The following is a 2,902-nucleotide window of genomic DNA, read 5'->3' on the forward strand; positions in this document are numbered from 1 at the left end:
ATTAGAAGTTTTATATAAGTTCAATGTCTTTCCTAATACTTGCATTTTATTTTTTATCCGCTATAATAATAATTGTAGTTAGCACTCAGGCTTAGTGAGTGCTAATAAATAGATATTAACTAATATGAAACTAAACATTAGTTCAAAGGAGAGATTAACAATGATGAAACCTTTAGGCGACCGTGTTATAATTCGTGTCCTTGAAAAAGAAGAAAAAACCAAAAGTGGTATCTTTTTACCAGACACTGCTAAAGAAAAACCTTCCGAAGGCGAAGTAGTAGCTGTAGGTGCAGGTAAAGTATATGACAATGGTCAACGTGTTGCTCCTGAAGTAGCTGTTGGTGATAAAGTAATGTTCTCCAAATACGCTGGTACAGAAGTAAAAATTGATGGTGTAGACCATTTAGTAATTAGCGAACGCGATATTTTAGCAATTCTATAATGTAAACGCTAAGATACGTAACTATATGTACTACTAAATCGTTAACTAAATGGGCCAAGCCCCTAGAATTTACTAGATACGTTAAGTCAATATGGTTAGGCTAATAAGTTAACTAAACAGGTTAATCAATACAAATCTTTAATTTATATATGACAATAGTCATATAGGAGGTAATATATTATGGCAAAAGAAATTCTTTTCAATGAAGATGCTCGCCGTGCTCTTGGTCGTGGTGTTGATGCATTAGCAAATGCAGTAAAAGTAACTTTAGGACCAAAGGGCCGCAATGTAGTATTAGATAAAAAATTCGGTTCTCCTACTATCACTAATGATGGTGTAACAATCGCTCGTGATATCGAATTAGCAGATCCATTTGAAAACATGGGTGCACAATTAGTTAAAGAAGTAGCAACTAAAACTAATGATGTTGCCGGTGATGGTACTACTACTGCAACAGTTCTTGCGCAAGCAATGATTCAAGAAGGTATGCGCAATGTAGCGGCTGGTGCTAACCCAATGATTTTGAAAAAAGGTATTGAACTTGCAGTAAATACTTTAGTAGAAGAAATCAAAAAGAAATCCATTAAAGTAAATGGCAAAGCTGATATTGCTCAAGTTGCTTCTGTATCTGCTGGTGATTCTGAAATCGGTGGTCTTATTGCTGAAGCTATGGAAAAAGTTGGCAATGACGGCGTTATTACTGTAGAAGAATCCAAAGGCCTTCAAACAGATCTTTCCGTTGTTGAAGGTATGCAATTCGACCGCGGCTACATTTCTCCTTACATGGTAACTGATCCAGATAAAATGGAAGCCGTTATGAATGATCCATACATTTTAATTACTGACCGCAAAATTAGCGCTATTGCTGATATGCTTCCAACTCTTGAAAAAGTAGTAAAACAAGGCAAAGAATTACTTATCATTGCCGAAGATCTTGATGGTGAAGCATTGGCTACTTTAGTAGTTAATAAATTACGTGGTACTTTCAAAGCGGTAGCTGTAAAAGCACCTGGTTTTGGTGACCGTCGTAAAGCAATGCTTGAAGATATCGCTATCTTAACTGGTGGTACTGTAATCACTGAAGATATGGGCCGTAAACTTGATGCGGTAGAACTTGAAGACTTAGGTACGGCACGTCAAGTTCGCGTAACTAAAGATGAAACTGTTATCATTGATGGTGCTGGTAATGCAGACGCTATTAAACAACGCGTTGGTCAAATCAAAGCACAACTAGACGAAACTACTTCTGAATTCGACAAAGAAAAACTTCAAGAACGCCTTGCTAAATTGTCTGGCGGTGTAGCTGTTATCGAAGTTGGTGCAGCCACTGAAGTTGAACTTAAAGATAAAAAATTACGCATCGAAGATGCTCTTAATGCAACTCGCGCTGCTGTTGAAGAAGGTATCGTAGCTGGTGGTGGTACTACTTTAATCGACATCATTCCAGCTCTTGATAGCTTAAAAGAAGAAGGGGACGTTCAAACTGGTATTAACTTAGTAAAACGTGCTGTTGAAGAACCTCTTCGTCAAATCGCTTACAATGCAGGTCTTGAAGGCTCTGTAGTAGTAGAACGGGTTAAAACTACTGAAAGCGGTGTAGGCTTCAATGCACTTACTGAAGAATATGTAGATATGGTTAAAGCTGGTATCGTTGACCCTGCTAAAGTAACACGTTCTGCGCTTCAAAATGCAGCTTCCATTGCCGCATTAGTATTAACTACTGAAAGCATCGTAGCAGATAAAGTAGAAGAAAATGCAGCAGCACCTGCTATGCCTCCAATGGGTGGCATGGGCGGTATGGGCGGCATGATGTAATTTAATCGGCCAACTTTCGCTGAACCAATAAGAATTTAATAAATAAGCCCCACATATAATATGTATGTGGGGCTTTTACTATGTAGTGCTACATAGGATACGATAATAAGATATAAACTATGCTAAATTACTATTGCTATACAACTACAATTGAATTCTATAGAATTGACAGAAGCTCTACAGATTCAGTATAATGTATTTCATACATAAACAATTGTATACATTATGCGATTCTGCCTTTAAGTTACTGCAGAAGAGAGGAGTGCACCATGAATGAAAAAAGAATCCCCTTTACAGGTGATGAACTAAAAGAAATTATAAATCAATATCCTACGCCATTTCACATTTATGATGCCAAGGGCATTGTAGACAATGTAAGACGTTTTATAAAAGCCTTTTCGTGGGTTCCTAATTTTAAAAACTATTTCGCTGTAAAGGCTACACCAAATCCATATATTCTAAAGCTTCTTAAAGAAGAAGGTGTGGGCGCTGATTGCTCTTCTTTAGCAGAACTTATGCTTTGCGAAAAAGTCGGTATTACAGGTGACCATATTATTTTTACGTCCAATGATACTCCTTATGAAGAATTTGCCAATGCCTTCGAATTGGGCGCCATTATCAACTTAGATGATATTACACATATTA

Annotated in this window: 2 protein-coding genes and 1 pseudogene; all 3 read left to right on the forward strand. The window is 37.1% G+C overall.

Annotated elements, in window-relative coordinates; translation table 11 throughout:
- Positions 1 to 160 precede the first annotated feature (160 nt).
- Positions 161 to 442: a co-chaperone GroES gene (gene groES / locus Q0376_RS08695; protein ID WP_115309637.1), complete on the forward strand. Its 282-nt coding sequence runs from the start codon at positions 161 to 163 to the stop codon at positions 440 to 442.
- 180 nt (positions 443 to 622) lie between these two features.
- The gene (gene groL / locus Q0376_RS08700) at positions 623 to 2,257 is read left to right on the forward strand and encodes a chaperonin GroEL (RefSeq protein WP_298706587.1); all 1,635 of its coding nucleotides are present in this window, start codon (positions 623 to 625) and stop codon (positions 2,255 to 2,257) included.
- 269 nt (positions 2,258 to 2,526) lie between these two features.
- Positions 2,527 to 2,902, forward strand: a pseudogene (locus tag Q0376_RS08705) (diaminopimelate decarboxylase); the annotation flags it as partial.

Origin of the sequence: uncultured Veillonella sp., from assembly GCF_937981445.1 — a bacterium.
In the GTDB taxonomy this organism is placed as follows: Bacteria; Bacillota; Negativicutes; order Veillonellales; family Veillonellaceae; genus Veillonella_A.

Excerpts from the sequence above, each read along its gene's own strand:
- groES (WP_115309637.1), top strand. The coding sequence starts at position 161 with ATGATGAAACCTTTAGGCGACCGTGTTATAATTCGTGTCCTTGAAAAA.
- groL (WP_298706587.1), top strand. The coding sequence starts at position 623 with ATGGCAAAAGAAATTCTTTTCAATGAAGATGCTCGCCGTGCTCTTGGT.